This is a genomic window from Pseudomonas sp. FG35, assembly GCF_057809295.1.
In genome coordinates this window covers 97,798-122,849 of record NZ_JBMDJR010000012.1, presented here as the reverse complement: position 1 = coordinate 122,849, position 25,052 = coordinate 97,798, and the positions used below count along the sequence as shown (strand labels likewise).

Annotated in this window: 25 protein-coding genes and 1 pseudogene; 15 read left to right on the top strand and 11 right to left on the bottom strand. The window is 61.0% G+C overall.

Features of this window, described 5'->3' with window-relative positions:
• Position 1: 1 nt before the first annotated feature.
• Positions 2-1,729 carry a ShlB/FhaC/HecB family hemolysin secretion/activation protein gene (locus ACODTD_RS22375; RefSeq protein ID WP_201819948.1) on the bottom strand — a complete coding sequence of 576 codons (1,728 nt, stop codon included), beginning with the start codon at positions 1,727-1,729 and terminating at the stop codon, positions 2-4.
• 237 nt (positions 1,730-1,966) lie between these two features.
• Between ACODTD_RS22375 and ACODTD_RS22370 the strand changes: the two genes are divergently transcribed.
• Both ACODTD_RS22370 and ACODTD_RS22365 read left to right on the top strand, forming a co-directional pair.
• Positions 1,967-3,088: an HlyD family secretion protein gene (locus ACODTD_RS22370; protein WP_285354439.1), complete on the top strand. Its 1,122-nt coding sequence runs from the start codon at positions 1,967-1,969 to the stop codon at positions 3,086-3,088.
• Complete coding sequence (locus tag ACODTD_RS22365) at positions 3,085-4,677, top strand: DHA2 family efflux MFS transporter permease subunit (RefSeq protein ID WP_489105223.1); 1,593 nt, start codon at positions 3,085-3,087, stop codon at positions 4,675-4,677. Before ACODTD_RS22370 ends, ACODTD_RS22365 begins: the two co-directional genes overlap by 4 nt.
• Before the next feature lie 4 nt (positions 4,678-4,681).
• Here ACODTD_RS22365 and ACODTD_RS22360 read toward each other — a convergent pair whose 3' ends face one another.
• On the bottom strand, positions 4,682-5,122 hold the full coding sequence (locus ACODTD_RS22360; protein WP_011335126.1) for a carboxymuconolactone decarboxylase family protein: 441 nt from the start codon (positions 5,120-5,122) through the stop codon (positions 4,682-4,684).
• A 240-nt stretch (positions 5,123-5,362) separates the two neighbouring features.
• On the opposite strand from ACODTD_RS22360, the gene ACODTD_RS22355 reads away from it, so the two are divergent.
• From ACODTD_RS22355 to ACODTD_RS22340, 4 genes are all read left to right on the top strand, one after another.
• A complete protein-coding gene (locus tag ACODTD_RS22355) occupies positions 5,363-5,869 on the top strand; it encodes a sigma-70 family RNA polymerase sigma factor (RefSeq protein WP_041475360.1) in 507 nt (168 codons plus the stop codon).
• Positions 5,869-6,828 carry a FecR domain-containing protein gene (locus ACODTD_RS22350; RefSeq protein WP_011335128.1) on the top strand — a complete coding sequence of 320 codons (960 nt, stop codon included), beginning with the start codon at positions 5,869-5,871 and terminating at the stop codon, positions 6,826-6,828. Before ACODTD_RS22355 ends, ACODTD_RS22350 begins: the two co-directional genes overlap by 1 nt.
• Positions 6,829-6,927: 99 nt before the next feature.
• On the top strand, positions 6,928-9,357 hold the full coding sequence (locus ACODTD_RS22345; protein ID WP_489105222.1) for a TonB-dependent siderophore receptor: 2,430 nt from the start codon (positions 6,928-6,930) through the stop codon (positions 9,355-9,357).
• Positions 9,358-9,435: 78 nt separating this feature from the next.
• The gene (locus tag ACODTD_RS22340) at positions 9,436-9,726 is read left to right on the top strand and encodes a hypothetical protein (RefSeq protein ID WP_489105221.1); all 291 of its coding nucleotides are present in this window, start codon (positions 9,436-9,438) and stop codon (positions 9,724-9,726) included.
• Between the two features lie 59 nt (positions 9,727-9,785).
• Here ACODTD_RS22340 and ACODTD_RS22335 read toward each other — a convergent pair whose 3' ends face one another.
• The 3 genes from ACODTD_RS22335 to ACODTD_RS22325 form a co-directional block, all read right to left on the bottom strand.
• Positions 9,786-11,357 carry a sensor domain-containing diguanylate cyclase gene (locus tag ACODTD_RS22335; RefSeq protein WP_064380942.1) on the bottom strand — a complete coding sequence of 524 codons (1,572 nt, stop codon included), beginning with the start codon at positions 11,355-11,357 and terminating at the stop codon, positions 9,786-9,788.
• Positions 11,358-11,544: 187 nt separating this feature from the next.
• Positions 11,545-12,318, bottom strand: coding sequence for an aldolase (locus ACODTD_RS22330; protein ID WP_201819936.1), 774 nt, complete (start codon positions 12,316-12,318; stop codon positions 11,545-11,547).
• A gap of 12 nt (positions 12,319-12,330) precedes the next feature.
• A complete protein-coding gene (locus ACODTD_RS22325; protein WP_011335133.1) occupies positions 12,331-13,038 on the bottom strand; it encodes a haloacid dehalogenase type II in 708 nt (235 codons plus the stop codon).
• 108 nt (positions 13,039-13,146) lie between these two features.
• Here ACODTD_RS22325 and ACODTD_RS22320 point away from each other — a divergent pair, with 108 nt between their 5' ends.
• The gene (locus ACODTD_RS22320) at positions 13,147-14,004 is read left to right on the top strand and encodes a LysR substrate-binding domain-containing protein (RefSeq protein WP_011335134.1); all 858 of its coding nucleotides are present in this window, start codon (positions 13,147-13,149) and stop codon (positions 14,002-14,004) included.
• Positions 14,005-14,025: 21 nt separating this feature from the next.
• Here the strand turns inward: ACODTD_RS22320 and ACODTD_RS22315 are convergent, their stop codons facing one another.
• The 4 genes from ACODTD_RS22315 to ACODTD_RS22300 form a co-directional block, all read right to left on the bottom strand.
• Complete coding sequence (locus ACODTD_RS22315; protein WP_011335135.1) at positions 14,026-14,541, bottom strand: hypothetical protein; 516 nt, start codon at positions 14,539-14,541, stop codon at positions 14,026-14,028.
• Complete coding sequence (locus tag ACODTD_RS22310; protein WP_489105220.1) at positions 14,541-15,269, bottom strand: alpha/beta fold hydrolase; 729 nt, start codon at positions 15,267-15,269, stop codon at positions 14,541-14,543. The genes ACODTD_RS22315 and ACODTD_RS22310 overlap by 1 nt, the downstream gene beginning before the upstream one ends.
• 3 nt (positions 15,270-15,272) lie before the next feature.
• Positions 15,273-15,770 carry a PAAR domain-containing protein gene (locus ACODTD_RS22305; protein ID WP_085608250.1) on the bottom strand — a complete coding sequence of 166 codons (498 nt, stop codon included), beginning with the start codon at positions 15,768-15,770 and terminating at the stop codon, positions 15,273-15,275.
• A 138-nt stretch (positions 15,771-15,908) separates the two neighbouring features.
• Entirely contained in the window at positions 15,909-16,568 is a 660-nt protein-coding gene (locus tag ACODTD_RS22300) for a ribonuclease T2 (RefSeq protein ID WP_011335138.1), read from the bottom strand.
• A 165-nt stretch (positions 16,569-16,733) separates the two neighbouring features.
• Here ACODTD_RS22300 and ACODTD_RS22295 point away from each other — a divergent pair, with 165 nt between their 5' ends.
• The 6 genes from ACODTD_RS22295 (at position 16,734) to ACODTD_RS22270 (ending at position 22,041) form a co-directional block, all read left to right on the top strand.
• Positions 16,734-17,216, top strand: a complete 483-nt coding sequence (locus ACODTD_RS22295; RefSeq protein ID WP_045121792.1) for a hypothetical protein — start codon at positions 16,734-16,736, stop codon at positions 17,214-17,216.
• A 95-nt stretch (positions 17,217-17,311) separates the two neighbouring features.
• Positions 17,312-19,015, top strand: a complete 1,704-nt coding sequence (locus ACODTD_RS22290; protein ID WP_489105219.1) for a copper resistance system multicopper oxidase — start codon at positions 17,312-17,314, stop codon at positions 19,013-19,015.
• Positions 19,016-19,026: 11 nt separating this feature from the next.
• A complete protein-coding gene (locus ACODTD_RS22285) occupies positions 19,027-19,917 on the top strand; it encodes a copper resistance protein B (RefSeq protein ID WP_489105218.1) in 891 nt (296 codons plus the stop codon).
• 31 nt (positions 19,918-19,948) lie between these two features.
• Positions 19,949-20,323 (top strand): copper homeostasis periplasmic binding protein CopC, encoded by a 375-nt coding sequence (gene copC, locus ACODTD_RS22280; RefSeq protein WP_489105217.1) that lies wholly within the window; start codon positions 19,949-19,951, stop codon positions 20,321-20,323.
• Between the two features lie 3 nt (positions 20,324-20,326).
• Positions 20,327-21,190, top strand: a complete 864-nt coding sequence (gene copD, locus ACODTD_RS22275; protein ID WP_489105216.1) for a copper homeostasis membrane protein CopD — start codon at positions 20,327-20,329, stop codon at positions 21,188-21,190.
• 59 nt (positions 21,191-21,249) lie between these two features.
• On the top strand, positions 21,250-22,041 hold the full coding sequence (locus tag ACODTD_RS22270) for a transporter substrate-binding domain-containing protein (RefSeq protein WP_489105215.1): 792 nt from the start codon (positions 21,250-21,252) through the stop codon (positions 22,039-22,041).
• A 3-nt stretch (positions 22,042-22,044) separates the two neighbouring features.
• Here ACODTD_RS22270 and ACODTD_RS22265 read toward each other — a convergent pair whose 3' ends face one another.
• Entirely contained in the window at positions 22,045-22,254 is a 210-nt protein-coding gene (locus ACODTD_RS22265; protein ID WP_064380963.1) for a hypothetical protein, read from the bottom strand.
• Between the two features lie 152 nt (positions 22,255-22,406).
• Positions 22,407-22,766 (bottom strand): DUF6124 family protein, encoded by a 360-nt coding sequence (locus ACODTD_RS22260; protein ID WP_007955862.1) that lies wholly within the window; start codon positions 22,764-22,766, stop codon positions 22,407-22,409.
• Between the two features lie 472 nt (positions 22,767-23,238).
• Between ACODTD_RS22260 and ACODTD_RS22255 the strand changes: the two are divergent.
• Positions 23,239-23,898 (top strand): annotated as a pseudogene (locus ACODTD_RS22255) (phage late control D family protein); the annotation flags it as partial.
• 76 nt (positions 23,899-23,974) lie between these two features.
• Positions 23,975-25,051 (top strand): DUF6161 domain-containing protein, encoded by a 1,077-nt coding sequence (locus tag ACODTD_RS22250; RefSeq protein ID WP_489105214.1) that lies wholly within the window; start codon positions 23,975-23,977, stop codon positions 25,049-25,051.
• The last annotated feature ends 1 nt before the right edge of the window (position 25,052 follow it).

Sequence of the window (25,052 nt, the reverse complement as noted above, 5' to 3'; positions counted from 1 at the left end):
TTCATATCTGTAATCCGACCCGCATCAACCAGGTTTCAGGTTCGCGGTGCAGGCCGGTCGGGGTGTTCAGGCTGCGTTGGTAATCGACGTCCACCTGCAGGTTTTTCCAGCCCAGGTTGAGGCCGATGCTGGCGCCGCTCAGGCGTTGAACCGGAGCGCCGTGATCGGCCTTGATCCAGCCGTGGTCGAGGCCGACGCGCGGGGTGAGCTGCACCGGCAAATCGCTGCGCAGCGGCAGGCGCAAGGTGTTGCGCCAGATCGCGCCGCTGGCGCCGGACGCGCTGCTGACCCGGTAACCGCGCACGGCGGAATCGTCGGTGCCGAGCAGTTGTTCGATGGCCGGCAACGGATCCGGGCTGTACTGCAAATTGAGTTGGCTCTGCCATTGCCAGGCTTGCGCGCCGAGCTGGCCGTTGCGCCACTGGCTGAGGCCGGCGCGGTACTTGCGAAACTGTGCCTTGGGCAGGTTTTTGACCTGGCGATCGGCATCGTCGTCGGCACCGAACCCGCTTAAACCCTGGGCGTAATTGACGTCGAGGTTCCACACCGCGCGGTCGAGCCAGAACAGATTGAGCCCGGCTTCGGCCACGGTCAGGGTCGGGCTCTGAATGCCGAGGCGGACGTTTTCCAGATAACTGTCGACGTCCTTGTGCGCCAGTTGCAGGTTGGCGCTGAGCTGATGGCTCTGGTCGCGCCACAACACCCGGTCGGCGCGCAGGCTGAGCTGATCGGTGATGCCGGTGCTGTGCAGGGTCGCCGCGCTGAGTTTGAACGGCGCACGGTATTCGGCGTGGCTGGCGAAAGCGCTGAACGTCCAGTAACCGTAGGGAATCGCGTAATAGAGGCTGGCGTTGCGGCTGTAGCGATCCCCCTGATTGAGGGTGTCGCTGGCGCTGAGGCTCAGCAGGTCGTTGAGTTCGAGCGGACTGTCGAGGGTCAGGCTCAGGGTGTCACGGTCACGACCGGTGCTGGCACTGCCGAGGTTGTCGAAACCGGCACCGAGGGCCCAGCGCGACTGCCAGGAGGTCCGCGAACGCAGGATGATTTTCGACGCGCCGGGCTGGCCGCCGGGGGCGATGTCGGCGGTCAGATCGAGCGAACGCAGACGGTTCAACTGATCCAGCCCCTGCTCCAGATCCCGCAGGTTCAGCGGTTTGCCGAGCATTCCGGGGAACGCCCCGCCGAGCGACACTGGCAGGCTCTGGTCGGCCAGCTCGATGGACTCGATGTAGCCTTCGTCGATCAGGATATCCAGCGATTGCCCCGCCGCTGGAGCGCTGCTCAGGTATGGCCGGCTGGCGATATAGCCCTTCTCCACGTACAGCGCGGTGATGGTCGCCAGCAAATGGTTGATCTGGCCGACGCCCATGCACGGCGCCAACAGCGGTTTGATCCGGGCGTTGAGTTTGTCTTTATCGATCAGCGTCACACCGCCGATGCGCGTACCACTCAAGGGCCAGCAGCGCTCATCAGGTTTGATCGACTCAGGAATGTCCGGATTGACCGGCGTCGGGCCAAACGCGCCGCGCTCCAGTTGGCGTTTGCGCTGTTCGAGTTGCAGTTGTTGCAGGTCACGCTGTTGCAGTTGCTGCTGACGCAGCACTTCCTGGCCAGGGGCTGGAGTTTCGGCGGCGAGAACGCTGGGCGCGCACACACTCAACAACAAGGCCGACAACAGCGGGCGCGGCAGGGAACGACAACGAGAAACAACGCAAAGCGAATACGGCACTCAACATCCTTGCAATCAACTGGCGTAATGCCACCCCATCAATTGCGGTGATAGTCAGAGCCTTCCTACACAAATGCAAGACGCTTCCTACAGCGCTTACATTTCTTAAACAAATGATCAGCTTTTGCTTTCAACAAGATTCATCTGACGACCGGCGATAAAAATCAATTGCCACAAAATATTACTCACGTCATATTACGGTCGTAATAGCCATTCCGCTTCTTCAGGTATTACGCCATGACCAGCATGCCCACCGTAGAACCCGATCTCGCCGTTCCGGTCAGCGCCCCCAAACCTCCCCTGCTCAAACGCCTGCTGTTGCCGACTGCGGGACTGGCTGCGCTGGTATTCGCCGGGCTATATGCCGTGCATTGGTGGGGCACGGGGCGGTTTCTCGAGGAAACCGACGATGCCTACATCGGCGGCGACGTCACGGTGATCGGGCCGAAAGTCGCCGGTTACATCGAAGAAGTGCTGGTCAGCGACAACCAGAAGGTGAAGGCCGGCGACGTGCTGATTCGCCTCGACGCCCGCGACTACCGCGCCAATCTGGCCAAGGCCGAAGGCGCGGTCGCCGCCGAAGAGGCGCTGCTGGCCAACCTCGACGCCACCGAACAACTGCAGCAAGCGGTGATCGGTCAGGCCCGCGCCGGCATTGATGCCGCCAGCGCTGAAACCGCTCGTTCGCGGGATGACAACGCGCGCTATAAACGTCTGGTGACCACCAACGCGGTCTCGGTAGAAAGCGCGCAACGGGCCGACGCCACCTTCAAGACCGCACAAGCCTTGAGCGCCAAGGCCCAGGCTGAACTGCTGGCCGCGCAGCGCCAGCTCACCGTGATCGAAACCCAGAAACAACAGGCCCGCGCCGCCCTCCAGCAAGCCCGGGCCGAACGGGATCTGGCGCAACTCAACCTCGGCTATACCGAGCTGCGCGCCCCGGTCGACGGCGTGATCGGCAACCGCCGCGCGCGGGTCGGCGCCTATGCACAGGCCGGTTCGCAACAGTTGTCGGTAGTGCCGGCCAGCGGTCTGTGGGTCGATGCCAATTTCAAGGAAGATCAACTGGCGCGAATGAAACCCGGCCAGCGCGTGAGCATCCGTGCCGACGTGTTGTCCGGCCAGGAATTCCACGGCCGCCTCGACAGTCTCGCCCCGGCCAGCGGCTCGCAATTCAGCGTACTGCCGCCGGAAAACGCCACCGGCAACTTCACCAAGATCGTTCAGCGGGTGCCGGTGCGGATCCTGCTCGACCCGGCGGACGGCGTGCTCGGCCATCTGCGTCCCGGCCTGTCGGTGACCGCTGAAGTCGACACCCGCGCCCAACCTGAAACCACTGCCGTGGCCAGCGCGCCATGAGCACCGCCCTCACCGCCGCCGCGCAGCCATTCAATGCCGCCGAGATGGCGACGGCGACCAAGGTGTTCGCCTTCGCCACAATGTGCATCGGCATGTTCATCGCGTTGCTGGACATCCAGATCGTCTCGGCCTCGCTGCGCGATATCGGCGGCGGGTTGTCCGCCGGCACCGATGAAACGGCGTGGGTGCAGACCAGTTATCTGATCGCCGAGATCATCGTGATTCCACTGTCGGGTTGGCTGTCGCGGGTGTTTTCCACGCGCTGGCTGTTCTGCGCCTCGGCGGTCGGCTTCACCCTCGCCAGCCTGCTCTGCGGCATCGCCTGGAACATCCAGAGCATGATCGCCTTTCGCGCGCTGCAAGGGTTTCTCGGTGGGTCGATGATTCCGCTGGTGTTCACCACGGCGTTCTTTTTCTTCACCGGCAAGCAGCGAGTGATTGCTGCCGCGACCATCGGCGCCGTGGCTTCGCTGGCACCGACGTTGGGCCCGGTGATCGGCGGCTGGATCACCGATATTTCGTCCTGGCACTGGCTGTTCTACATCAATCTGGTGCCGGGGATTTTCGTCGCCGTGGCGGTGCCGATGCTGGTGAAGATCGACCAGCCGGAACTGTCGCTGCTCAAAGGCGCGGACTATTTGAGCATGGTGTTTCTGGCGCTGTTTCTCGGCTGCCTGGAATACACCCTCGAAGAAGGCCCGCGCTGGAACTGGTTCAGCGACCAGACGATCCTGACCACCGCGTGGATCAGTGGCCTGGCCGGGCTGGCCTTCGTCGGCCGCACGCTGCACGTCGCCAATCCGATCGTCGACCTGCGCGCGCTCAAGGATCGCAACTTCGCCCTTGGCTGCTTCTTTTCCTTCGTCACCGGCATCGGCCTGTTCGCGACGATTTACCTGACGCCGCTGTTTCTCGGCCGGGTACGCGGCTACGGCGCGCTGGATATTGGTCTGGCAGTTTTCTCCACCGGGGTGTTCCAGATCATGGCGATTCCGCTGTACGCCTTTCTCGCCAATCGCATCGATCTGCGCTGGATCATGATGGCGGGCCTGGCGTTGTTTGCCTTGTCGATGTGGGAATTCAGTCCGATCACCCACGATTGGGGCGCCGGAGAATTGCTGCTGCCGCAAGCCCTGCGCGGGATTGCCCAGCAACTGGCGGTGCCGCCGGCGGTGACATTGACTTTAGGGGGCTTGGCACCGGCGCGGCTCAAGCATGCGTCGGGCCTGTTCAACCTGATGCGCAATCTGGGCGGTGCTATCGGGATTGCCGCCTGCGCGACCATCCTCAATGACCGCACCAACCTGCATTTCACCCGGTTGGCGGAGCATCTGAACAGCAGCAACGAAGCGGTGAATCAGTGGCTGGCCCAGGTCGGCGGCAACTTTGCCGCGCTGGGTCAGAGCGGCGACGTCGGCCTCACCGCCAGCCTGCGTCAGCTATGGCTGCTGACCTACCGTGAAGCGCAGACGCAAACCTACGGCGACACGTTCCTGATGATCATGGTGTGCTTCGGCATCGCCACGGCGATGGTGCCCTTGATGCGCAAGGTGCAACCACCGGCCGCGCCGAGTGCCGATGCACATTGATCGATCAGGCTTGCGGAGTTTTACGGAAGCCCACGGCCAGGCGGTTCCAGCTGTTGATGGTGCTGATTGCGACCGTCAGGTCGACCATTTCCTGAGGCGAGAACTGCGCAGCGACCACTTCGTAGTCTTCGTCCGGGGCGTGGGTCAGGCTCAGTTGGGTCAGGGATTCGGTCCACAGCAGCGCGGCGCGTTCACGTTCGGTGAAAAACGGCGCTTCACGCCACGCGGTCACGGCGAACAAACGGCGCGGGGTTTCGCCGCCCTTGATCGCGTCGGCGGTGTGCATGTCGATGCAGAACGCGCAGCCGTTGATCTGCGAGGCGCGCAGCTTGACCAGTTCGATCAGGGTCTTTTCCAGCGGCAGTTTCGAGACGGCGGTTTCCAGGGCAATCATCGCTTTCAGGGCATCGGGGGACGCGGTGTAGAAATCGATACGAGGTTTCATCGGGGATCTCCGGGGCAAGTGAATGTGGGGCTACGTTAGTCCCGGCGCCCGGACCGGCAAATAGCCAATCTCCCGGAAGATGGGTAGGCCACTGCGTCGGTGTCAGAAAAGAAAGTGTGAAAGGACAATTGCCATCACTCGTTGCGCGCCACTAGAATGCGATCAATTCTTAATTGCACCCTAATCGCACTCTCGATTGCATCTCTGGCAACGGACGCCCGAAACGAGTATCTGCCCTCCATGTCGTCCCTCGATCAGCCGTTGAATCAGCAAGTCCAGACGCTCTACAGCGAACACCACGGGTGGCTGCAGGGCTGGCTTCAACGCAAGTTGGGCAATCGCTGCGATGCGGCCGATCTGGCGCACGATACCTTTTTGCGCCTGCTCACCCGGCAGGTGATCAAGCCCTTGGGCAACGAGCCCCGGGCGCTGCTGACGCACATTGCCAAAGGTCTGGTGATCGACCGCTGGCGGCGACAGGACCTGGAGCGCGCGTACCTGGAAACCATCGCGCACCTGCCCGCCGCCGAAGTGCCGTCGCCGGAAACCCGCTACCTGATTCTCGAAACCCTGTGGCGCATCGAAGCGCTGCTGCGCGAACTGCCGGAACAGACCCGCGAGACCTTCCTGCTGTCGCAGATCGAAGGCCTGACCTACGCGCAGATCGCCACGCGCCTGAATGTTTCGCTGATCACCGTCAAACGCCACATGCGTGCTGCGTTCATTGCCTGCCTGAGTGTCGCCTGATGAGTTCGTCGATGATCAATCCGCAGATTCTCGGCGAAGCCGCCGACTGGCTGGTGCAACTGCATTCCGGCACCGCCACCCCGTCCGACCATCAGGCCATCGCCCAATGGCGCAGCCGCAGCGCCGAGCACGCCATGGCCTGGCAACGGGCCGAAGCGCTGCTGGGGGATTTGCGCAGCGTGCCGGCCAACGTCGCGATCCAGACCTTGAAACGCGCCTCGCGCAAAGAAGGCCTCAGCCGTCGCCAGACACTCACCCGCCTCGGCTTGCTGTTGATGGCCGGGCCGCTGGGCATCGCTTCGCAGCATGTGCCGTGGCAGCAATGGGCAGCCGACCAGCGCACCGCCGTCGGCGAACAAAAGAACCTGCAACTGCCGGACGGCACTCAACTGGTGCTCAACACCGACAGCGCCGTGGACATCACTTTCAGTCCGATAGAGCGCCGCGTCCTGCTGCTCAACGGTGAAGTGCTGATCAACACCGCCGCAGACGCCAGCGCCCGCCCGTTCATTGTCGAAACCCCGCAGGGCGTGGCTCGCGCACTGGGCACACGATTCTGCGTGCGCACCGAGGGTTCGCGCAGCCTGGTGTCGGTGCTCGAAGGCCAGGTCCAGATCACCCCGCAACTGCTCAAGCAGAGCGCGATTCTCCAGGCCGGCGAACGGCAGCGCTTCAAGCTCAACAGCTTCGACAGCAGCGAAACCTTCGACACCGCGTCCCTGGCCTGGGACAAAGGCATGCTGCTGGCCAGCAACATGCGTCTGGACGAATTGCTCGGCGAGTTGAGCCGCTATCGCCGGGGCGTGCTGCGCTGTCATCCGGACGTGGCGGCGATGCGCGTGTCCGGGGCGTTTTCCCTGCGCGACACCGACGCCAGCCTGCGTCTGCTCAGCGATACGTTGCCGCTGAACATCAACAGCCTGACCCGCTATTGGCTGTCGGTGGAGCCCCGTGTCTGAGCCCTCGGACAATATTTTCAATATTCCCTGATACCTTTTCGCGACTCGTCCGGTGAGTGGATAGACCTTCCGATTCCACGCCCCCGACAGGAACACCGAATGACCGCAATGCCATCGCCCCGCCACGCCACGTTTGCGCTCAAGGCCCTGAACCTGAGCCTGGCCCTGGCCTTCAGCGCACTGCTGCCGAGCGCCGCCCAAGCCGCCGACAGCGTCAGTGAAAGCGCCAGCCGCAGCGTCAACATCGGCCCCGGCCTGCTCAGCCATGTGCTGGCGCAATTTGCGGTCAGCGTCGGCGTGCCGCTGTCGTTCGATCCGGCGCAATTGGGCAATCGCCAGAGCCCCGGCCTGCAAGGCAGTTACACCGCGCAGAGCGGTTTTGCCCGGTTGCTGGAAGGCAGCGGTTTCGAGCTGATCAGCACCGGGCACAACGGTTACACCGTGGCGCCGAAAGTTGCGGCGGACAGCGCGCTGGAACTGGGCGCCACCAACGTCAGCGCCCTGCGTGACGACAGTGGTGACACCTACGGCGGCGAACAGGTCGCCCGCCGCGCGCAGATCGGCATGCTCGGCAACCAGGAGGTCAACGACCTGCCCTTCAGCGTCACCAGTTACACCGCCAAGACCATGGCCGACCAACAGGCCCAGACCGTCGGCGATGTGTTGCTCAACGACGCCTCGGTGCGCCAGTCCAACGGCTTCGGCAACTTCTCGCAGATGTTCATGATCCGCGGCCTGCCGCTGGCCTCCGATGACATTTCCTATAACGGCCTCTATGGCGTGCTGCCCCGGCAGATCATTGCCGTCGAAGCGCTGGACCGGGTCGAACTGTTCAAGGGCCCGAATGCATTCGTCAACGGCGTGACCCCGAGCGGCAGCGGCATCGGTGGCGGGATCAACCTGCAACCCAAACGCGCCATGGACACGCCGACCCGCAGCGTCACCCTCGACTACAGCGCCGACGGTCGGGTCGGCGGCCATCTGGATCTGGGCCAGCGCTTTGGCGAGGACAACCGCTTCGGCGCGCGGGTCAACCTGATGCAGCGCGAAGGCGATACTGCCGTCGATGACGAAGACCAGCGCTCGTCGCTGTTCAGCCTCGGCCTGGACTATCGTGGCGATCGCCTGCGAGTCTCGACCGATTTCGGCTATCAGAAGCAGGTCATCAACCAGGGCCGCTCGGTGGTCTATGTCGATTCGAGCTTGGCAAAAGCGCCCAAGGTGCCGCACGCCAACGCCAGCTACGCCCAGAGCTGGAGCTACTCGCAACTCGAAGACACCTTCGGCATGGCCCGCGCCGAGTACGACCTCAACGACAACTGGACCGCCTACTTGTCCGGCGGCGCCAAGCACACCCGCGAGAACGGGGTTTACTCGTCGCTGACCGTCACCGACCTCAACGGCAACGCCCGTGGCGGCATGCTCTATTCACCCCACGACGAAGACAACCAGAGTGCCATGGCCGGGCTCAACGGCCGCTTCGACACCGGCCCCGTCACGCACCAGTTGAACCTCGGCTGGGCGGGCATCTGGGGCGAGCAGCGCTCGGCGTTCGAAACCATCGGCACCGCCGGGCGCTACAGCACCAACCTGTACAACGTCACCGACAAGCCGCGCCCGGCGCCCACCTCGTTCGCCAGCGACATCAGCGACCCGCGCATCACCGGCAAGAACACCCTGCGCAGCGAGGCGATTTCCGACACCCTCGGCTTCGTCGATGACCGCATCCTGCTGACCCTCGGCGTGCGTCGCCAGGAATTGAAAGTCGACGGCTGGAGCACCGCCACCGGCGCCCGCACCTCAAGTTATGAAGAGTCGATTACTACCCCCGTCTACGGCCTGGTGATCAAGCCGTGGGAACACGTGTCGTTCTACGCCAACCGCATCGAAGGCCTGGCCAAGGGCCCGACGCCGCCGACCACCGCGATCAACCGCGACGAAACCTTCGCCCCGGTGCGCAGCAAGCAGATCGAGGCCGGCGTGCGCCTGGACATGGGCAGCTACGGCGCCAACCTCGGCGTCTATCGCATCGAGCAACCGTCGAGCTACACCCAGGACGGAATCTTCCGGGTCGACGGTCAGCAGACCAACAAAGGCGTGGAACTCAACGTCTACGGCGAACCGCTCGACGGCCTGCGCCTGCTCAGCGGCGCGACGCTGATGAAGACTGAACTGGAAGGCAGCAGCAACGGTGTGAATGACGGCAACCGCGCCGTCGGGGTGCCGCGCTTCCAGTTCAACCTGGGCGCCGACTGGGACATTCCGGGCCTCGAAGGCGCGGCCCTCAGCGTGCGGATGTTGCGCACCGGCGGCCAGTACCTGAACGCGGCGAATACTCAAAGCATTCCGGCGTGGAACCGCTTCGACCTCGGCTCGCGCTACGCCTTCAAACTGGATGAAAAGCAGATCACGCTGCGGGCCAATCTGGAGAACGTCGCCAACGAAGCCTATTGGGCCTCGGCCAACGGCGGTTACCTGACCCAGGGCACGCCGCGTACGCTGAAGGTGTCGGCGACCGTGGACTTCTGACCGCTCGTCATCCGGCCGGCACCAAGGGTTCGGCGCGTCTGACCAATATCAGGTAAATCCCCTTTCCGGAGACAAACCATGATGACGCGCAAACTCACCTCGCTGTTATTGATCGGCCTGCTGGCCACAGGCTCAGCTGCGACGTTCGCCGCCAATGACGGCGCCGACGCCACGGGCACCAAATCCGGCTCCACCAACAGCCCGCCCATGCCACCGGACAACACGCCGGGCTCGCCGTCCGGCGGTAGCGGCGCAGGCAATGGCACCGGCACCAATGGCGGCGCCAGCGGTTCCGGTTCGGGAGCGGGAGGTGGCACCGGTTCGGCCGGTGGCGGCACGGGCGGTGCCGGCGGTGGCACGGGCGGCTGAACGAACAAGAGCAGGTCATGGTGAAGGCCATGGCCTGTGTCTGAACCGATTCGATTTTGTCAGCGATCCGAACGCATCAGTTCGCCAACGCCAACGTCCATTGACAGCACGGCCGCGCGGTTGCGGCCGGCGTTCTTGGCCTGATACAGCGCCGCATCCGCGCGTTGAATGAACAGTTCCGGGCTGTCGTTGCCGGTCGGAATAAACGCGTAGCAACCCAGGCTCACCGTGAGATACCCGGTGGGCGAACCGCTGTGGGTGATGTGTTTGTCCATGACGCTGCGGCGAATCTGCCCGGCGATCGCCAGTGCGCCATTGATGTCGGTATCCGGCAGCAACACCGCGAACTCTTCCCCGCCATAGCGCACCGCCAGATCTGACTTGCGCTGGCAGCAGTTTTTCACCACCTGCGCGACCTGCGTCAGGCAATGGTCGCCAGCCACGTGGCCGTAGGCATCGTTGTAGCGTTTGAAAAAATCGATATCGAGCATGATCAGGCTGACCGGGCTCGACTGCCGCGCACCGCGGGCAAATTCCACCTCCAGCGAGCGCTCGAACAGACGCCGGTTGGCCAGCCCGGTCAGGCTGTCGTGGGTGGCGATCTGTTCCAGCGCCTGCTGGGCCTTGCGCAGGTTTTTTTCGATCCGCTCGCCATCGCGTACCTGATGAATGAACACCCAGCCGAACAGCCCCACGCCGAGCATCACCAGCGCCACGATCACGCTGGACTGAAACGCCCGGTCATACCAGCCCTGGAGGATAGTGTCCCGGGACGAAGACGCCGCGACCACCAACGGGTAGCTTTCCAGCTGCCGGTAACCATAAAGACGCGCCACACCGTCGACCACCGAATCGATCATCGCGGTGCCGGCGGAGGCGTTGGGCAGCAGCTTCTGATAGATCTCGCCCTTGGCCAGCGAGGTGCCGATCAGAGACTCGTCGAACGGCCGACGGGCGAGCAACGTGCCGTCAGTCATGCCGAGAAACATCGTGCCGTTGTCATCCAGGCTGAAGCTTTTGAAGAACTTGTCGAAGTACGACATCTTGATCCCGGCCAGCAACACGCCCTGGAAATTGCCGGCGCGGTCGTTTACCCGTTTCGAGATCGGGATGATCCACTCGCCGTTCTCGCGGCTGCGGATCGCCGGGCCGATGTGCGCCACACCCGACACGTTCTGCTGGTGAAACTTGAAGTACTCGCGATCGGCCACGCCATTGCCGCGCGGCAGATCCGGGAACGAGGTAATCACCCACTGACCTTCGCGGTCGAACAGGAACATGCCGTGCAACTGCTCGAGTTGTTGCACTCGCCGCGCGAAGGTTCGCTGCAATCGCGGCTTCTGCGCCGCACCGTAGCCATCTTCCTGAACCCAGTCGACCAGGCTGGTCATCACCAGATCCGCCGCCAGAAACGTGTCTTCAGCCTGCTGCGCCATCGCCCGGGTCAGGTTGGCCGACGACACCTGCGCGTTGGCCAGATCCTGGCGCCGCGACTGTTCGATCTGCAAATACAGCAGACCGGACAGGCACAGACACACGGCAACGATGAACAACACCGCCGCCTTGCGCAGGGGCAAACGCTTGAGGGTGCCGCCGGGGGCCTGATGCGGATCGTGAATGGGGATAGGCAAAAGCGTGTCCTGGGCAGGTACGACAGGGGCAAAAGCCCGAAACCCTTGTTCTTGTGAGCGTAGCCCACCGGGTTGTGTGGGGCAACCAAGTGCCCTCGCTACGATCCCGACCCAGTTGCTATCGGCGCGCAGGGCAATTGGATGACCTGCGACGCAAATTATTTTTGCCTGCCCGTTTTTACCCGCATCAGCCCTGACGGGCCAACCGCCGCATTGCACTGTGCAAATGCGCCCGCGCACTTTCCGGATCGCCCTCGCGCATCTGCTCGTACGCCCGCTGCGCCACCGCGTGCGGCACCGGTTTCAACACCCGTTGCGTGGCCATCGCCAGCAGTTGCACTTGCGCGGCACGCTCCAGGTAATACAGATCGTCCCAGGCTTCGGCGATGGTCGGCGCCGCGACTATCACCCCGTGATTTTTCAGGAACAGAATGTCGGCCTCGCCCATCACCTCGGCAATCCGGTCGCCTTCACGCTCATCCAGCGCCAGCCCGTTGTAATGCTCGTCCACCGCCGTGCGCCCGTAGAACTTCAGCGCGGTCTGGCTCAGCCACAACAGCGGCGGCCCCTCCAGCAGGCACAACGCCGTCGCGTTCGGCATATGGGTGTGGAACGCGACTTTTACTCGGGGCAGTCGCTGGTGCAGGCGCGCATGAATATAGAAAGCAGTCGCTTCCGGCTGACCCTCGCCGTCCACCACGTTGCCGGCGAAGTCGCAGACCAGCAGGTTATGCGGCGTGACTTCGGAAAAAGCATAGCCGTACGGATTGACCAGAAACAGCTCATCGTGCCCCGGCAACATCGCCGAAAAGTGATTGCAGATCCCCTCTTCCAACCCGTGCAGCGCCGCCAGTTGAAAGCACGCCGCCAGCTCTTGGCGAGCGGTGATGATGGCTTCGCTGTCGAGGTTCACCGAGGCGTAACGCGCGGGTCGGGCGCTGCCGGTCAGGGTATGGGCCATGGCGAACCTCCTTTATGACCAGCCAAGGGATGCGAACAGCGGCAGCACTTCGTCCAGCGTGTTGAGGATCGCGTCGGGCCGATAGTCCGGCAGCAACTGACGACCGGTCCCTCGATCAATCCATACGCAGCGAAAATGCATGTCGCGGGCCGCCGTGTGGTCGAGCATCGGGCTGGCGCAGATGTGCACCACCTGATCGCGGCTGACGCCCAATTGCTCATGAGCGTAGTCGAACAGCCTCGGCGCCGGTTTGTAGGCGCCGGCCTGCTGCGCGGTGATCACCCGGTCTATGTGGCCACCCAATTGAGCGACGTTGCCGGCGATGATGTCGTCATCGGTGTTGGAGACGATGCACAGCTTGAAACCCTTGGCCTTGAGCTGCGCGAGGGTCTCGACGACTTCGGGGAACGGCGGCATCTGCGGGATCGCGGCGGCCAGGCGCTGGCTGTCCTGGCTGGCACTCGCCAGCCCCAGTTCTTCCAGGGCCAGTTGCAGGCCGAGTGTGCTGAGTTCGCGAAACGAGCGATGCGGTGGCGTCTGTTCCAGGCGATGTTCGTGGCGGTCGTAAACCTCGATCAGGCGCCCGGCGTCGACCCGGTGTTCGCCCTTCTCGCTCAGGATCCGCTCAGCCACGGCGCGCAGGCCTTCGTCCCATTGAATCAAGGTGCCGTAGCAATCGAATGTCAGCCATTGCGGGCGCGGTGTGTTGATCAAGGTCATGGGAATTCCTCTGCAAGTGAGGGCTTCAGCTTATGAACTCGGGGTGATAGTGTGAAATTAAATAAATAGCCGACCGTCAGTTGCCAAACAAATATCGAGAGCGCCGCCATGCTGGATCTGGAACTGCTGAAAACCTTCGTCTGCGTGGTCGATGAAGGCAGCTTCACCCGCGCCGCCGAACGCGTCCACCGCACCCAGTCAACGGTCAGCCAACAGGTGCGCAAACTCGAAGACCTGGTCGGCCACGCGCTGCTGTTGCGCGACCGCACCGGGCTGAACGTCAGCGTCACCGAGCACGGCGAACTGCTGATTCATTACGCCCGCCGCCTGCTGGCCTTGTCGGCCGAGGCCAGCGAAGCCCTGGCCAGCGATCTGGATCTGGAAATCCTGCGCATCGGCATGCCGGAAGACTTCGACGCCCGACGCATGGCGCTGATCCTCGCCGGCTTCACCCGCAGCCACCCGCAAGCACGGCTGGAAACCGTCAGCGGCATGAGCCTCGACCTGCGCCAACGCCTCGACAGCGGCGAAATCGACATCGCCCTGATCAAACGCGAACCCGACAGCGGCCCGGCCTGGGCGACCTGGCCGGAGCGACTCGTTTGGGTCAAAGGCACGGAATTCGACTCATCCATTGGCGTGTTGCCGCTGGCATTGTTTCCCCAAGGCTGCCTTTACAGGCAACGGGCGATCCGCCTGCTTGACGTGGCGCAACGCCCCTGGCGGGTGGCCTTCGGCAGCCACAGTCTGACCGGCATTCAAGCGGCGGTGGCCTCAGGGCTTGGGGTTTCGGTGCTGCCGGCGTCGGCGGTGTTGCCGGAGCATCGGGTGTGCACGGACTTGCCGCCGCTGCCGCCGACGGAGCTGGCGCTGGTCAGCCGCGAGGGGGTGTTGAGCGGATTGCAGCGGGGGTTGGTGGAGTTTTTGCGCGGGGAATTGGGGGTGGATGCAGGGGGATTTGCTTGATCCCCCCAAATGGCGCTGAGCTCAGGGCTTGTTGACTTCGCGCAGCAGGTCTGCGACCGGGAGGTTCATGGTGTTTGAGTAGTAGGGTTTGTAGCCGTAAGCGGTGACGACGACTTTGCAGGGGATTTGTTGTTTGCCTGAGAGGAGTTGGTTGATTTCTGCCACTGACAAATATCTTTCCGAGCTTCGGTTGCTGGAGGTCTCGGAAATGAAAGCATGGGTCAGATAAGAGTATCCCGCCGGGGCTCCGTCTCTTTTATCCGGCGATATCAATCCAAACGCTGAAAACCGAATGGCTTTACCAACCGAGAAATCCTGATCTTCAGCCAAGGCACAATGAAGCATGCCTGAAGCCATTCCAACCCTCTCTCCCCGACCAAAAAGATCCAACACATCAATATTCGACTGATATCTGATTACATATAAAGATCTGTCTCTCTCAACAGACACATAGCTCAAATTCGCTGGAGGCCATACATGGTCTTTTGCACAACCAGAACAAATCACGAAAAGCAGGCAAGCGAACAGTCTATACATCAGGAAAATTCCTCCATGATCGAGTCAAACAGCAGATCACCAGCAGACTTGTTTCCCGCGATACGTGCGGTAAACAGACCCAAAGCGTTTGCATGATTGGTATCTACATTCACGTTCAGTGACGGGCCACAAGTGATAAGCCATTTTTCGCCAAAGTCGGCGACCCCATCTGAAGGGTCTCTTTTGCTAGGCGTAGCCTTGATATTGACCCAATTGGCCGCAACCGGATCAGGACGGTCAAAATAGATATCTGAACCCAACCAGACCAAAGCGCCCTCACCCACGGGATCAAGGGTAACCAGCATCTGAACACGGTATCCCCATTCGGACATGATCTTTGTCAGGTGCGCGCCATTCCAGCCACCGAGGCTGTGGCCGACGATATATACGGGGCAGCTTTTGTAAGGGATCAGGCTTAGAACATACCGCTGAATATCTTTCTTTCCTTTGACTTCGTTGTACCCCAACCAATCCGATTTATATTTCCCCTCCGTTGCCAAATCCTGAACGCGCTGATCGAAGTATTTATGGGCTTCTTGAATGTTTCCATACGGCCCTGAAAAGTAATAACTCTCCTTATCCCCAGCGCCTCCCACAAACACAACAACCGCCTTGGTACTCTCCACCGGAACAGCCTTCACACTGACATCCTTCTTGTCCGTCAGCGTATGTTCCTTGTGCAGCTTGTAATTGTTGCCTTTCTCGCACGTGACCGTTTCCGCACCCATGCCTCATTCCTCCAGAAACAGTTTGATGGTTTCCGGAAGGTGCGAACTGATCGTGTGGGTAAAACCGGCGGCGTCAGACACGCCGTGCTCCATCCGACCGTCCGCGCGCTGAATCATGTACGGATGATTCGGCATCGGTTCGCCGGTCGTGTCGTTCACCAACTGCAACTTGTCGGTGAAGTGCACCGGCATTGGCAGCAGGCCGCTGAAAGGGGCGTTCACCACGGTATCGCCGATGATGACGGTACCGGAGCCGCCCACCACCACATTCCCGTGACCACCGGTGCTGTCCAGGGTGGCGGCGTTCAGGCCATTGATAAAAACCGTCGAGGCAACGCCACCGGTAATCGGACTACCGCACGCCGACTTGTCGGTCATTCGCGCAGCGGGCAGCCCGTCGAAATTCACATTCGGCGAACCACTGACAATCGGGTTGGTGCCATGCCCCGGCAATGGGCAAGCGGTCGGGTCGGTCACTCGGGCAGCGGGTTTTCCGCTCATGAAAAGCTCCTTGCGGTGTCGCGTCATCATCCATTGGCGCGCAAGCATGAACAAAGTCGCGGCGTTGTTCAAACCCGCATGCAAAAAAAACAGGCGCCTGAAGAGGCGCCTGTTTTCCATGGACGGTAACTGCTCCGGTCAACGCGACGGCGGCACTCGAATATCCCCCGCCCGGCACTGGGTTTTCACGCCCTTGCCGCAGGCGCCGAATTGCAGGTCCTTGCCCATGCACACGCGCACTTCCGAGAGTTCCGGGCCGTTGCAGATGACGGCGATGCCGTCTGACGGGATGCCCGGATTGCTCCTGCGGAACAGGTCGGCAATTTCCTGCGCTTCAAAATAATAAGAGCTACTGAACGGTTGCAACTCTTGCGGGATTTTCACCGCGCCCACCGCTTTGTCCGCTTCGTCCAGATAGCCCATCGCGCCGAGGCCGCTGCAGGTGCCGTGTTTGCTCCATTCGTGGTCGAGGAGTTTTTTGGTCGGGAACAGCGTCAGGCCTTTGGCCGTTTCGGCGGCCGACAGGTTGGTCAGCGGCGGGCAGGATTCCGGCCAGCCGCCCTTAGCGTATTGCGGCCAGAGGCCATGCAGGACAAAACCGTAACCCTTGCCGGTGCATTGCGGGTCGTCCTTGTGGGTCAGGCAAAAGGTCGGCGACCAGGACAACGTCAGCAGGTAGTAATCGAACACCCCCGCCACCGATTCCGCCTTGCTGGCAGACGACTGGCGTGCCGAACTCAGGCCGATGCTACCGACCGTCAGCGCAATCAGCGCCATAATTGTAAAAAGCTTTTTCATGTTCCCGTTCCTTGGGACGCGTGCGTCCGTGGTTTCTGTGGTCTGACCGTCACGTGGTCAGGGGCTGATTGAGTCACGCTTGTGTTGCAGGCGCATGACGCAGGGCAAAACCTGCATTACTTTGAAAGGACTACGATGTTGTTGAACTCAACACAGGGAACCGACATGAGTAAAGCAGACGAACTCGCCGCGAAACTCAAACAAACCCGGCACACCCATGCTGACGAAATCACCTGCGCTGAACTGGAGATCGATTGCTGGCCGGCTCAGGTCTACGCCTTGTATCACCGCATCGAGGGCTGGTTGCAACCGGTCACCGAAGTAGGACTGAAGATTCGGCGAAATCCTACCCATGTTTGCGAAACTTCGCCGGATGGCGAGACCCACGACTACGCCATCGACCAGTTGATCATCGAAGCCAACCATCACAGCCTGACGTTCGATCCCATCGCCCGTTTCACCGAAGACGGCTCCGGGCGTGTGCAAATCGTCCTGCCGGGCCGCGAAGCATCGCTGCTGCGCACGGTCGATGAGCACGGTGAAAGCCATTGGTGGTTGCAGACGCTCGAAACCGGGCAACAGCTGGATGCGATTGCGTTGACGGAAAACAACCTGCTGTTGGTAGTCCAGGAAGGGCTCGGTCTGTAGGTTGAACCTGACACAACTGTAATCCGCGCCTCAGCCAGCTGAAAGCTGCCGCTGGTTAGCCTCCCCGTCATTGGTCAAACGGGGACTTCCAGCGCATGCCTTCCACCACCTCAAGACGCACCTTCGTCAAAGGCCTCGCCGCCGGCAGTCTGCTCGGCGGCCTCGGCCTGTGGCGCACACCGGTCTGGGCCTTGAACAGCCCCGGCCAGGTGAACGAGTTAAGCGGCACAGACTTCGAGCTGTTCATCGGCGAAACTCCAGTCAACTTCACCGGCCGGCCCCGCACCGCCATGACCATCAACGGCAGCCTGCCCGGCCCGCTGTTGCGTTGGCGCGAAGGCGACACCGTGACGCTGCGGGTGCGCAACCGGCTCAAGGACAGCACGTCGATCCACTGGCACGGCATTCTGCTGCCGGCCAACATGGACGGCGTGCCCGGCCTGAGTTTCAAGGGCATCGAGCCGGGTGGCGTGTACGTTTACCAGTTCAAGGTTCGCCAGCACGGCACCTACTGGTATCACAGCCATTCCGGCTTGCAGGAACAGGCCGGGGTCTACGGGCCGCTGGTGATCGATGCGCGGGAACCAGAGCCGTTCCAGTACGACCGCGACTACGTGGTGATGCTCAGTGACTGGACCGACGAAGACCCGGCCAGCCTGATGAAGACCCTGAAAAAACAGTCCGACTACTACAACTTCCACAAGCGCACCGTCGGCGACTTCGTCCACGACGTCGGCGAAAAAGGCTGGGGCGCCACCGTCGCCGATCGCACGATGTGGGCGCAGATGAACATGAACCCCACCGATATCGCCGACGTCAGCGGCGCCACGTACAGCTTCCTGATGAACGGCCACGCCCCGGATGACAACTGGACCGGCCTGTTCCGCCCCGGCGAAAAACTGCGTCTGCGGCTGATCAACGGCTCGGCCATGACCTACTTCGACGTGCGCATCCCCGGATTGAAAATGACCGTGGTCGCCGCCGACGGCCTGCACGTCAAACCGGTCAGCGTCGACGAGTTGCGCATCGCCGTGGCGGAAACCTATGACGTGATCGTCGAACCCACCGCCGAGGCCTACACCCTGTTCGCCCAGGCCATGGACCGCACCGGCTACGCCCGTGGCACCCTCGCCACCCGCGCCGGTTTGTCGGCTCCGGTGCCGGCGCTGGACCCGCGCCCGCTGGTGACCATGGACGACATGGGCATGGGCGGCATGGATCATGGCTCGATGGACATGAGCGGCATGGATCACTCGAGCATGAACATGGGCCCGATGCAGTCGCACCCCGACAGCGAAAAGGACAACCCGCTGGTGGACATGCAAGCCATGACCACCGCCGCGAAACTCGACGACCCCGGACTCGGCCTGCGCAACAACGGTCGCCGCGTGCTGACCTACGCCGACCTGCGCAGCACGTTCGAAGACCCGGACGGCCGCGACCCGAGCCGCACCCTCGAGCTGCACCTCACCGGCCACATGGAGAAATTCGCCTGGTCGTTCAACGGCATCAAGTTCTCCGACGCCGAGCCACTGCTGTTGAAGTACGGCGAGCGGATTCGCCTGGTGCTGGTCAACGACACGATGATGACTCACCCCATTCACCTGCACGGCATGTGGAGCGATCTGGAAGACGAAAACGGCAATTTCCAGGTGCGCAAACACACCATCGACATGCCGCCCGGCACCCGTCGCACTTACCGCGTCACCGCCGATGCGCTCGGCCGTTGGGCCTATCACTGCCATCTCCTGTACCACATGGAAATGGGCATGTTCCGCGAAGTGCGGGTGGAAGAATGAGGACGCCGACCATGACTCGATTTGCCGCGTTTTCGTTGTCACTCCTGTCGATGGCCCAGGCCTTCGCCGCCAGCGACATGCAGGGCATGGATCACAGCCGGATGGCTGACATGCAAGGCATGGATCACAGTCAAATGACCGACATGCAAAGCATGGACGACGGCATGATGCAGCCCGCCGCGCCGACCGAAAGCCGCACGCCGATCCCGGCGCTGACCGACGCCGACCGCGCCGCCGTGTTCACCAGCCACGCCGGACACCAAGTCCACGACAGCGCCATCAACACTTATTTCCTCGCCGACAAACTCGAATGGCAGGACGCCGACGACGCCAGCACCCTGGCCTGGGATTTGTCCGGCTGGATCGGCGGCGACATCGATCGGCTGTGGCTGCGCTCCGAGGGCGAACGCAGCAACGGCAAGACCGAAGACGCGGAAATCCAGGCGCTGTGGGGTCACGCGATTTCGCCGTGGTGGGACGTGGTCAGCGGCGTGCGCCAGGACTTCAAACCCGGCGCTCCACAAACCTGGGCCGCGTTCGGCCTGCAGGGCATGGCGCTGTACAACTTCGAAGCCGAAGCCACGGCGTTCCTCGGCGAAAACGGCCAGAGCGCGGTGCGGCTGGAGGGTGACTACGACATCCTGCTGACCAATCGCCTGATCCTGCAGCCGACCGCCGAACTCAACGTCTATGGCAAAAACGACCCGCAACGCGGGATCGGCTCGGGCCTGTCGAACACCGAAGCCGGGCTGCGCCTGCGCTATGAAATCCGCCGCGAATTTGCGCCTTACATCGGCGTGACCTGGAACCGTACCTACGGCCGCACCGCCGATTACGCACGGGAAGAAGGCGAGGATCGCAGCGAAGCGCGACTCGTCCTCGGCGTACGGCTGTGGTTCTGAATCCCTTCAAAAAACAACACCGAGGTCTTGCATGCGCACATTGAAAATCTCCCTCGTCCTCGCCAGCGGTATGCTCCTGAGCACCCTGGCCCAGGCCCATCCAAAACTGCTGTCGTCGACCCCGGCCGAAGGTGCCGACGGCGCGGCGCCCGGCAAGATCGAGCTGCGTTTTTCAGAGGATCTGCTGACCCAGTTCTCCGGCGCCAAACTGGTCATGACCGAGATGCCCGGCATGGCCCACTCGCCGATGCCGATGAAGGCCAAAGTCAGCGCCGGCAGTGACCCGAAAACCATGCTCGTCACCCCGCTCGCGCCCTTGCCCGCCGGCACCTACAAGGTCGAATGGCGCGCGGTGTCATCGGACACGCACCCGATCACCGGCAACGTCACGTTCAAAGTGAAGTGAGCGATGGCTGAACTGATCAACATCCTCCTGCGTCTGGCGCTGTATGTGGATTTGCTGCTGTTGTTCGGGCTGGCGTTGTTCGGGCTGTACAGCGTTGACGCGGTGCTGCGGTTTCGGCCGATGCTGCGCGGGATGGCGTTGATTGGGGCGCTGCTGTCAGTGGCGGGACTGGCGCTGATGACCCGCGCCATGAGCGGCGAAACGGAATTCGCGGCGCTGTGGCCGCACCTGCAAATGATGGTTTTGGAAACGAACGTCGGGCTGGCGTGGGCGCTGCGGATGATTGCGCTGATCGCCGTGGTGATCTGGCCGGGATTGTGGCTGGCGTCGATGGCTGGCGCCGTCGCCCTCGCCTCTCTGGCCTGGAGCGGACACGGCGCGATGGATAACGCGTGGCATCTGTTCAGCGACATCCTGCACCTGCTCGCGGCGGGTGCGTGGCTAGGCGCGATGCTCGCGTTGATCTTGATGGCGCGGCTCGACGCACTGTGCAGCGAGGCGCGCATTCGTTCGCTGGCGGATTCCGTCAAACGCTTCGAAGGCGTCGGCGCGGCAATTGTGCTCATCCTGTCGGTCACCGGCGTGGCGAATTACCTGTTCATCGTCGGCCCGACACTGGGCGAAATCCTGCTCGGCACCTACGGGATTCTGCTGGCGATCAAGGTTGTGTTGTTCGGGGGCATGCTGGTGCTGGCCGCGTTGAACCGCTTCCACCTCGGGCCGTTGCTCGAGCAATCGTTGCGCGCCGGGCAGCATCAAGTGGCGGCCAATGCCCTGCGCCGCAGCGTGGCGTCGGAGTTGGTGATTGCGCTGTTGATCGTGGGACTGGTGGCGTGGCTGGGCACGTTGAGCCCGGAACCGGGATGACACCCGGCAAACGCATTCACTACACTGGCCCGCACTCCCACTGCACAAGCCAGATCTCCATGACAATTCCAAAAAGCACGATGATCTTCTGCGGCCTGCTGGCCATGGCCGGCGCCGCTCAGGCACAAGAACCGGCCTCGCACCTCGACACCATCCAGCAACAGGGCCAATTGCGCGTCTGCACCACCGGCGACTACAAGCCCTACACCTTCAAACGCCCGGACGGCGGATTCGAAGGCATCGACATCGCCATGGCGCAATCCCTGGCCGACAGCCTCGGCGTCAAGGTCGAATGGGTGCAGACCACCTGGAAAACCCTGATGCCGGACATGCAGGCCGGCAAATGCGACATCGGCGTCGGCGGCATCTCGGTAACCCTCGAACGCCAGAAAAAAGCCTTCTTCAGCAACACCCTCGACGTCGATGGCAAGATCCCGCTGGTACGCTGCGCCGACCAGTCCAAATACCAGACCATCGACCAGATCAACCAGCCGAACGTACGCCTGGTCGAACCCGCCGGCGGCACCAACGAAGCCTTCGTCCACGCCTTCCTGCCCAAGGCGCAACTGGCGTTGCACGACAACGTGACCATCTTCGAACAACTGCTCGACAACAAGGCCGACGTGATGATCACCGACGCCTCCGAAGCCCTCTATCAGCAGAAACTCAAACCCGGCCTGTGCGCCGTCAACCCGAGCCAGTTCATGCAATACGGCGAAAAAGCCTACCTGCTGCCGCGCGACGACATCAGCTGGAAACTCTACGTCGACCTGTGGCTGCACCTGAGCAAAGTCACCGGCAAATACCAGAACGTCCTGAGCGAATGGATCGCCGTACCCGCGGCTCAGTAACCCTCAATCGTCATGCATCAGGCCGGAGCTGTACTGGTTGAAACTGTTACCGATATTGCTCCCGCCGAACTTCAACGTATTCACGTTCCGCGCCTCCGGCGACTGACAGTCGCTGGAGAAACAACTGGTGGTGGTCAAACCACCGGAGCCGGAGCAGGCGCTTAGAACCGAGACGGTTGCGACGATCAACAGCGCTTTGAGTGGGTTGTTCATGGTGTGTGGCGCTCGGGTGGGGTCGGGATCTTGTGGATGGATCGTAGGCCTGTGCGGGTGGCGGGAAGATGAAACTTGCGGAGGTTTCAGCGTGGGTTCAGGTTGAACCCACGCCTGACGATCAACCCTCCACCGCAGAGGGTTGCCCGAACCTACTTCGGCTCGACGTTATCCAGCGCCTGATTCACCGCCAAAGACCCCAACATCACCAACTGCGCAATGCCGATGGCGGTTTTGCGGTGAGCGGGTTCCAGGGTGGCGGCGAAGTTGTTGAGCATTTCGGAGGCTGATCCCAATGATTCGCTGGCGTTGGCGAGCAGGGATTCGGTGTCGTAGGCCGGGTTGGCGAAGTACATCGGGTCATGTTGGGTGTGGCTGCCCATGATCCGTTGCTGTGGGGTGAGGTAGTGATCGAGGGCGCGCTCGGCGGCTTCGTTCAGGGTTCGTGAATCGGGGAATTTGTAGGGGGAGACTGGATCGGTTTCGGGTGGGTTGGGTGTTGGTTTGAACATGGATGAAACTCCTAACACTTTTAGTGAAGGCTTCACCCTTTCGCTACCAAACGAAGGGTGGCGGCCATGAACAGGTTGGTAGACCGGGTGTTAGGAGCCGGCGCGCCCGAAGACGCCCTGTACATGACCACCATAGACCCCGGCCGAAAGCACGACCGGAGACGATGACGCTGTACATCTAACACACGGGCTACCAAACCCGATCACTGGTTTTCAGTGACCCGAGAACGATAAAAGCCACGGGGTAGACGCACAAGCCGGCGGATTCTGTCTTAGGTGTAGGGGGTGGCGCAAGGTTGTGTAGGGCACGAGTATCAATGGCAAGTCGGATTTAAACACGAAGAAATTTGTTGTTTATCCGCCCTCTACTCCGACGGCTTAGGAGAGGCATCGGCCAATGAATACTAAAAAATCCAATTAAATAGATCTGTCCCCATGTTGCCCTTAAATAGATCTGTCCCCGTGTTGCCCCTTGCTGTGCCTGCCCGCCGGTGGCGGCAAGACTGCCAGCGGCGCCGAGCTGCCCCACATCACCCTCACCCGCGCCGATGGCGACCAGCACCGGTACCTGCAAGCCGACCGTGACAGTTACGACGGTGTGCGGGCGTACTTCTACGACGTGAACAGCGCCAAGAAACAGGAAGCCATTGCCGGTGGTGGTGAAAACCTCAAGGATCTGGGTCATACCTACAGCGACCGCCAATTCGCCCTACGCGCCGCACGGGCCGAGTTCAATCGCCTGCAACGGGGAAGCGCGACGCTCAGCTACACCCTGGCCATGGGCCGACCGGATCTGATCCCGGAGCTGACCTACACGCTTGAAGGGGTGAAGCCGGAGATTGACGAAATCATCTGGTATGGGGGGAACGTGCAGCACACGCTCAGTGCGGACAATGGCTACACCGTCAGTCTGGAGCTTGAAAGCAAGCTGCCGGAGGATACCGTCGAAGACCTGGCGGAGGAGAGCAAAGGGAATTTCACGGGGATCATCGCGTACTACCGCGACAAGAAAACCGAGAAGGAGAAAACGGTGACGGCTGGAGATCAGAGCAAGCCGCGGCGGTTGCGGTGGCTTTATGCCCCGGAGAAAACAGCGAAACGGGCTGTAGACCGAGAATGGAAACGTTTGGAGTTTTCCTCAGCAGACCCTCAGTCTAGAGGCGGATTCTTGATATCATTGGGCCACTTAAATAACAGGCATAACGGAAATGCAGATAGAAAATTTGGTTTTAACGCATGCTGATCGACTGAGCCATATCAAAAACCTAAACGAAGAAGACCGAAATAACTGGTTAAAAAATGAAAGATTTTATTGGGAGCAGATATACAACACTGCAAAACAACACCCCGGAGACACGTATTACCGAAATATTATATCTAGCTATTTAACGACGGTTGATGGAGCGATCCATAACAATTCAGACCTGACTAGACTTTATCAATTCCACAACGAATATTCGATACCACTTCACGACGAGCAGCCTCATGCTGAGAACATCAAAGAATTCACATCAAGAGGGCAAATAGCCACAGGTCTATATATCTTCAACGCACTACTAACCCAGCAATCCGCAATATACATAAGCAAATACAAATCTGAACTTATAGCTCTAGAAGAAAACCTGAAATCCTCTTTCAATAACGAACACGAAAGATTCACCAACACCCTATCAGAAACAACAGACTCCATTGAAAAATTCGTTACAACAACCAAAAAAGAAGTTTCAGAGCATCTTTCAAAAAAGCTAGAAACTGCCACAGATGAAATCTCGAACACTGTAACCTCCGCAACTAATGCAATCTTATCAGCGGAGCCTGTAAAATACTGGGAGGATCGCGAGGAAAAGCACCGCAACAAAGCTCGATCCTACCGACGCGGCGTTATTGTTTCGGCTATTGTTTTCATTGCAACGATCGTCTTCTTAACGTTATCGGTTTATAAGAATGGTGAAACATACAACATTCTTGGCCTCCCTATAACTTTGCCAGCCGAAAAATTCAGCATTGCACTTTTGGTAATTTGCACGACAGCCATGATTTGGCTCATACGAATCTTAGTAAAACTCATGATGACAAATCTCGCATTAGAGATTGAAGCCTTAGAGCGTTCCACCATGATAAAGACATACATCGCAATAGACAGCACTAAGGCAGAGCAAGCGGCGGAAATTCGAATGTTGTTTTACACCACTTTATTCCGCCCCTCCAGCAATAGCCTCACGGATGACTCTACCTCTCCAGAGTACATCCGAATAATCGAAGCAATGCTTCAAAAAAAGGTCTAGC

Excerpts from the sequence above, each read along its gene's own strand:
- copD (WP_489105216.1), top strand. The coding sequence starts at position 20,327 with ATGGCTGAACTGATCAACATCCTCCTGCGTCTGGCGCTGTATGTGGAT.
- ACODTD_RS22330 (WP_201819936.1), bottom strand. The coding sequence starts at position 12,318 with ATGGCCCATACCCTGACCGGCAGCGCCCGACCCGCGCGTTACGCCTCG.
- ACODTD_RS22290 (WP_489105219.1), top strand. The coding sequence starts at position 17,312 with ATGCCTTCCACCACCTCAAGACGCACCTTCGTCAAAGGCCTCGCCGCC.
- ACODTD_RS22270 (WP_489105215.1), top strand. The coding sequence starts at position 21,250 with ATGACAATTCCAAAAAGCACGATGATCTTCTGCGGCCTGCTGGCCATG.
- ACODTD_RS22370 (WP_285354439.1), top strand. The coding sequence starts at position 1,967 with ATGACCAGCATGCCCACCGTAGAACCCGATCTCGCCGTTCCGGTCAGC.
- ACODTD_RS22310 (WP_489105220.1), bottom strand. The coding sequence starts at position 15,269 with ATGGGTGCGGAAACGGTCACGTGCGAGAAAGGCAACAATTACAAGCTG.
- ACODTD_RS22355 (WP_041475360.1), top strand. The coding sequence starts at position 5,363 with ATGTCGTCCCTCGATCAGCCGTTGAATCAGCAAGTCCAGACGCTCTAC.
- ACODTD_RS22295 (WP_045121792.1), top strand. The coding sequence starts at position 16,734 with ATGAGTAAAGCAGACGAACTCGCCGCGAAACTCAAACAAACCCGGCAC.
- ACODTD_RS22250 (WP_489105214.1), top strand. The coding sequence starts at position 23,975 with ATGCAGATAGAAAATTTGGTTTTAACGCATGCTGATCGACTGAGCCAT.
- ACODTD_RS22305 (WP_085608250.1), bottom strand. The coding sequence starts at position 15,770 with ATGAGCGGAAAACCCGCTGCCCGAGTGACCGACCCGACCGCTTGCCCA.
- ACODTD_RS22325 (WP_011335133.1), bottom strand. The coding sequence starts at position 13,038 with ATGACCTTGATCAACACACCGCGCCCGCAATGGCTGACATTCGATTGC.
- ACODTD_RS22315 (WP_011335135.1), bottom strand. The coding sequence starts at position 14,541 with ATGTATAGACTGTTCGCTTGCCTGCTTTTCGTGATTTGTTCTGGTTGT.
- copC (WP_489105217.1), top strand. The coding sequence starts at position 19,949 with ATGCGCACATTGAAAATCTCCCTCGTCCTCGCCAGCGGTATGCTCCTG.
- ACODTD_RS22260 (WP_007955862.1), bottom strand. The coding sequence starts at position 22,766 with ATGTTCAAACCAACACCCAACCCACCCGAAACCGATCCAGTCTCCCCC.
- ACODTD_RS22285 (WP_489105218.1), top strand. The coding sequence starts at position 19,027 with ATGACTCGATTTGCCGCGTTTTCGTTGTCACTCCTGTCGATGGCCCAG.
- ACODTD_RS22365 (WP_489105223.1), top strand. The coding sequence starts at position 3,085 with ATGAGCACCGCCCTCACCGCCGCCGCGCAGCCATTCAATGCCGCCGAG.
- ACODTD_RS22350 (WP_011335128.1), top strand. The coding sequence starts at position 5,869 with ATGAGTTCGTCGATGATCAATCCGCAGATTCTCGGCGAAGCCGCCGAC.
- ACODTD_RS22340 (WP_489105221.1), top strand. The coding sequence starts at position 9,436 with ATGATGACGCGCAAACTCACCTCGCTGTTATTGATCGGCCTGCTGGCC.
- ACODTD_RS22345 (WP_489105222.1), top strand. The coding sequence starts at position 6,928 with ATGACCGCAATGCCATCGCCCCGCCACGCCACGTTTGCGCTCAAGGCC.
- ACODTD_RS22320 (WP_011335134.1), top strand. The coding sequence starts at position 13,147 with ATGCTGGATCTGGAACTGCTGAAAACCTTCGTCTGCGTGGTCGATGAA.
- ACODTD_RS22265 (WP_064380963.1), bottom strand. The coding sequence starts at position 22,254 with ATGAACAACCCACTCAAAGCGCTGTTGATCGTCGCAACCGTCTCGGTT.
- ACODTD_RS22360 (WP_011335126.1), bottom strand. The coding sequence starts at position 5,122 with ATGAAACCTCGTATCGATTTCTACACCGCGTCCCCCGATGCCCTGAAA.
- ACODTD_RS22300 (WP_011335138.1), bottom strand. The coding sequence starts at position 16,568 with ATGAAAAAGCTTTTTACAATTATGGCGCTGATTGCGCTGACGGTCGGT.